This is a genomic window from Gaiella occulta (assembly GCF_003351045.1).
In the GTDB taxonomy this organism is placed as follows: domain Bacteria; phylum Actinomycetota; class Thermoleophilia; order Gaiellales; family Gaiellaceae; genus Gaiella; species Gaiella occulta.
In genome coordinates this window covers 1-4,727 of the sequence record NZ_QQZY01000017.1, presented here as the reverse complement: position 1 = coordinate 4,727, position 4,727 = coordinate 1, and the positions used below count along the sequence as shown (strand labels likewise).

General features: G+C 64.0%; 4 protein-coding genes and 1 pseudogene. 1 reads left to right on the top strand and 4 read right to left on the bottom strand.

Annotation, left to right across the window (positions count from 1 at the left end; all coding sequences use genetic code 11):
* Nucleotides 1-75: 75 nt before the first annotated feature.
* From Gocc_RS15460 to Gocc_RS15455, 3 genes are all read right to left on the bottom strand, one after another.
* Complete coding sequence (locus Gocc_RS15460) at nucleotides 76-867, bottom strand: hypothetical protein (RefSeq protein ID WP_147281355.1); 792 nt, start codon at nucleotides 865-867, stop codon at nucleotides 76-78.
* Nucleotides 864-1,448 (bottom strand): hypothetical protein, encoded by a 585-nt coding sequence (locus Gocc_RS15850; protein ID WP_147281354.1) that lies wholly within the window; start codon nucleotides 1,446-1,448, stop codon nucleotides 864-866. The genes Gocc_RS15460 and Gocc_RS15850 overlap by 4 nt, the downstream gene beginning before the upstream one ends.
* A 451-nt stretch (nucleotides 1,449-1,899) precedes the next feature.
* Nucleotides 1,900-2,739 (bottom strand): IS3 family transposase, encoded by an 840-nt coding sequence (locus Gocc_RS15455; protein WP_114797477.1) that lies wholly within the window; start codon nucleotides 2,737-2,739, stop codon nucleotides 1,900-1,902.
* Between the two features lie 304 nt (nucleotides 2,740-3,043).
* Here Gocc_RS15455 and Gocc_RS15450 point away from each other — a divergent pair, with 304 nt between their 5' ends.
* Nucleotides 3,044-4,237 (top strand): IS110 family RNA-guided transposase, encoded by a 1,194-nt coding sequence (locus Gocc_RS15450; protein WP_114797476.1) that lies wholly within the window; start codon nucleotides 3,044-3,046, stop codon nucleotides 4,235-4,237.
* On the opposite strand, the pseudogene Gocc_RS16830 reads toward Gocc_RS15450, so the two are convergent.
* Nucleotides 4,158-4,523 (bottom strand): annotated as a pseudogene (locus Gocc_RS16830) (transposase); the annotation flags it as partial. The gene Gocc_RS15450 and the pseudogene Gocc_RS16830 overlap by 80 nt on opposite strands.
* Nucleotides 4,524-4,727: the final 204 nt, after the last annotated feature.

Sequence of the window (4,727 nt, the reverse complement as noted above, 5' to 3'; positions counted from 1 at the left end):
CGAGATGACTGAGAAGACGAGCCTGAACTTGTCTTCAACAGAGAGAACAACAGGGCGTGCCATCAGCGTGCTCCTTCAGGTCAGGAGCCCAAAGTAACCGCCCTGCCAGATTTCGTGAAGCGGGACATGCCAGTAGCGGGGGTGTTCGGCCTTGTCATAGGCGTCTTGCTCAACATTGGCGGCGAGTTCGAAGAGTTCCTCCTCCTGCTCGGAGGCCATGAGCCAGCTTCCTTCGACGCCGTGTGACCAAAGTCCGCCGTAAAGCCAGCGTGCAGCCTCGCTGTATTCGTTTGATCCAATCGCTACCCCGCCTGATGCGTGACCGCAGGCTCCTTCGAACCCCGCAACGATGATCTCCGCTCCGCCATCCGCGCTTAGGTCGATCTTCTCCTGCACGGTGGCTGCAAGTTCTTCATCCCAAGCTCCTTCCGGCAGGCTCAGCTCGCTACCTCGTGCTTCGGTGGGCCAGGTGTCAAACTGGAACCGATACTCCGCGACGGCAAGCGCGAGCGAGGCGTAGATGCTCACCTGTCCATAAAGCAGTTCGGCGCGCCGATTGTTGCGTTCCCGAAGCGCAGTACAGATCGGGCAGGGGTCATGAGCAACCCCTAGGGCGTCGTGGTGTTCGGCAAGTCTTTCGTCCGAGCCTTCGAGGCGGAGGATGAGATTGTCAATCATCAAGCGCATTCGATCCACGAACACGTACATGTCAATGTCGCTCTTGATCAACCGTGAAATACCGTCGGAGAACGTCCACTCAGGGTTATGGAGCGACCAACTCTCCGCAAGAATTTCAGGCAAGAAGCGGCCGTGTTCGATCATCACTTCGACCGGCTTGGGACGCTCAGGTGGGTTGATTTCGCTCATGGAACTTCAGTCCACTCAAGGTGGGATTTGGTGACACTTGACGAACCGCATTCTGAGTAGCGTACGAACTTGCAGTCCACCAAAGGGCCGGTCATGTAGCCGTCTCCGTCGAGACCCACAACCCCTCGCCAGCGGTCCTTGGGCTTGCCTTGGAGTTCCTCTATGAGAGCCCAAGCGGCTAGTGGCGAGTGCACGCTGGCTTCTTCATTCACCGACACCGCACACCAACCGGGCGCAGGTATCACCTTGATCACATTCCAGTTCAGGAGAGTGTGGTTCCCTGAACGAGACGGATAGTCATCCCGATAGTGCTTGCAGCGAGAGCCGCACATAAATACGAGATCGTCAGCGGGCTCAAAGGTTTCGAGGACTGTCGCCCCCAAATCTTGGTAGTCACGAGATATCCCTTCCGGCTCATCGAACAGGCTCGTAAATGGCACAAGACTGGCCGCATCGGATGAGGAGCGGATTAGTGCCCAAGCAACGAGCGGTGTGTGGACTCCGTCGTTCACAGCACACCAACCATGTGCAGGAATGATGTCCGAGATCTGGCCGTGGGGAGGTTCGTAGATCGGGATCATCTCAAGTGGTGGGGTCCGTCGCATCGCCTCTCCTTATCGGCTCGATACATATGTCCCTTGAAGCAATTCCTAATGGGGTGTGGATGGGGTCAGTCATGCGGAGAACCTCCGGAATCATCGGGTAGCTCGGGTATCGGTCCATGGCAAAAACCCAGCATATCAGGGCTATTCATGGAACTAAGGAAAGTGCGTTGAAGGCCTCGAATGTTCTGTCACGCCGGAGGTCGCGGGTTCGAGTCCCGTCGCTCCCGTCTTTTACTCTCCGCCGCCTCGCTCCGTCGCAAGCCTCTCAGGAGGCAGCGCTCGCGGGGGTCTCGAACGCATGGCGCGTAAATCCAGGGAGATCCGGGTACATCATCGCGTTCGTGTAGCTACAGGTGCGTTCCAACATGCGCCGAATCTGCGTGGCAGGCCCCCGTTTGTAGGTCCGGTCGTTATGAGAGTCGCGTTGTCAGTTTGGTCTCCAGCTTGCGGCGTAGGCGGCCGGGGTCTTCCAGCCGAGGCTGCCGTGCGGCCGTTGGGTGTTGTAGATCTTTCTCCAATCCTCAAGCACGACGGCTGCTTCAGCAAGTGAGCCGAAGGCCTCGACCGAAAGGACCTCGTCCCGGACACGTGAGCCAAACGATTCGACGAACGGGTTCTCCCAGGGGGAGCCGGGCTCGATGAACGCCTGGCCGCTGCCGCCGAGGCGGCACCAGTCGCGCAGCGCGTTCGCTGTCAACTCGGGGCCGTTGTCGGAGCGCAGCAACTCGGGCCGGCGTCCTGTTGCGACGATCCGGTCGAGCACCCTGACGGTGTGGTCGGCGTCGATCGACCTGGCGACCTCGATCGCGAGTGCTTCTCGGGTGTGCTCGTCGACGACGTGCAGCAGCTTCACGGTGCGGCCGTCGACGGTCGTGTCGAACTGGTAGTCGAGCGCCCACACGTGATTCGGGCGCTCGGCCCGCAACCTCTTGCCCGGCACGGTCGCCTCGCCGACCCGCTGCCGCTTGCGCTTCCGTTGCGGTACCCGCAGGCCTTCCTCGCGCCACAACCTCTGGATCTTCTTGCGGTTCACCGCCCAGCCCTCCTCGCGCACAGCACCCCAGGCGAGCCGGTAGCCCCACCGCGGATGCTCGGCCGAGAGCCTCCGCAGCCTGGCCCGCAGCGCGTCATCGCGGTCACGTCCACGCAGCGGCTGGTGCCGTTGCGTGGAGCGGTGCTGACCGCTGATCTGGCACGCCCGCCGCTCAGACACACCCAGCCGCTCGATCAACATCGAGACGGCCTCGCGTCTGCGCGACGGGCTCACCAGTTTCCGGGCATGAAGATGGCCTGGTGCTCGATGTCCGGGACGGCTCGTACGGTGCGCCTACCGGGTCATGGGGCCATGTCGGAGGACACGTAACGGGCAGGCCGAGCTCTACAGGGATGAGCTTCGAGCTCGACAGTTTCTACAGGGATGAGCTTCGAGCTCGACAGTTTCCTTGGCCGCCCCTACGACCAGCCCGGGTGTGCCTCGAGCACGGATCCGTCAGTGTCGTGTGCCCGTCGCTCCGACGCGTCGTCCGCAGTCGAGTGAAAGGAGCGTCATCGTGCAAGGCCGCTGTATCGGTATGGACGTCCACCGCGACTTCTGCGAGGTCGCGATCTGGGACGCCGGCGAAGTCGTTCGGGCGCCGCGTGTCCCGTCGAGGCCCGGGCAGCTGCAGGAGTTCGCGCTGCAGCTGCGCCCGACCGACCGGGTCGCGATGGAGGCGACCGGCAACGCACTCGCGATCGCCCGGATCATCGGACCGCACGTCGCTGCTGTCGAGATCGTCAACACGCGCCGGCTCAAGGCGATCACCGCGTCGAAGCAGAAGACCGACCGTCACGACGCCAAGACGCTCGCCCAACTTCTCGCCGCCGGGATGTTCGCTGGGTCGTGGCAGCCAGACGAGGCGACCAGGATGCTGCGCCGCCGGGTCGCCCGGCGGGCACGGCTGGTCGTGCACCGTACGCGTTCGAAGAACGAGATCCTGGCGGTGCTCCATCGCAACCTGAAGCCGCGGCCGCCGATGAGCGACCCTTTCGGCGTCGCTGGCCGCGCGTGGCTCGCCCGTCAGGAACTGCCCGTTGACGAGCAGGACACGGTCAACGCGGCACTCCGCCAGATCGACTTCCTCAACGACGAGATCGCGACGATCGAGACCGAGCTCGCGCGCTTCGCCACCGGCTCGGCCGAGGCCAAGCAATTGATGACCGTGCCCGGCGTCGGGCTCGTCACGGCGACCGCGTTCCTGGCGCAGGTCGGTGAGGTCACGCGCTTCCCGAACCCGAACCAGCTCGTCAGCTACCTCGGTCTCAACCCGAGCGTGCGCCAATCCGGCGACAACGACGCGCACACCGGCCGCATCTCGAAGGAAGGCTCCGCGCTCGTCCGGCACGTCCTCGTCGAAGCCGCCCAGACCGCGATCCGCAGCCCCGGCCCCCTGCGAGCGTTCTTCGAGCGCGTCCGCGCCCGCCGCGGCCACGCCGTTGCGATCGTCGCCGTCGCCCGGAAGCTCGCCGTGCTCTTCTGGCGCCTCCTCGTCAGCGGCCAGGACTACGCCTACTCGATGCCGACCCCGACCGCGAAGAAGCTCCGCGCAGTCGAGCTGAAAGCGGGCGCGCCATCCCGCCGAGGCGGCGGCTCCCAGCACGCGCTCAACCGCGAAGCGCGACGCAAGCTCGAGCGCCGCTCGGCCGAACACGCCGAAGCCGCCTACCGACGCAACGTCGCCGACTGGCACCGCCAACAAGCAAAGGGGGCGCGTACGGCGACTTGACTTTCATCCGTCCCTTCGCGATCTCCTTCAGCGCCTGGTTCTCGAGCAGCTGATCCGCGACGATCCGCTTCAGCTTCTGGTTCTCCCTCTCGAGCTCCTTCAGCCGCTTCACGTCAGCGGCCTTCAAACCGCCGTACTGGGCCCACCAACGGTGCAAAGTTTGCTCCGACACCTCGAGCTGCTTCGCCACCACGGCGACCTCCTCGCCCTCGCCGAGCAGCCGGTCGGCCTCACGCAACTTCCTGATGATCTGCTCCGGCGTATGCCGGCGTCGCTTACCCGCCATCGCTCCGATTGTCCTCCTCTGTCCACGAATGGAGGGACTGTCCGACGAACGGTGTAAGTCCAGTTGCCTGGCTTGCTGGCCATAGCGCCGGCGGAAGGGAGCTGTGATGTCTGATCTGACTACACCGGTCGCGTCGTCGGCGGTGGCGGGGAGCGCTGAGCGGTCGGTCGACGAGTCGCTCGCGCAGGAGCTGGTGGAGCGGGC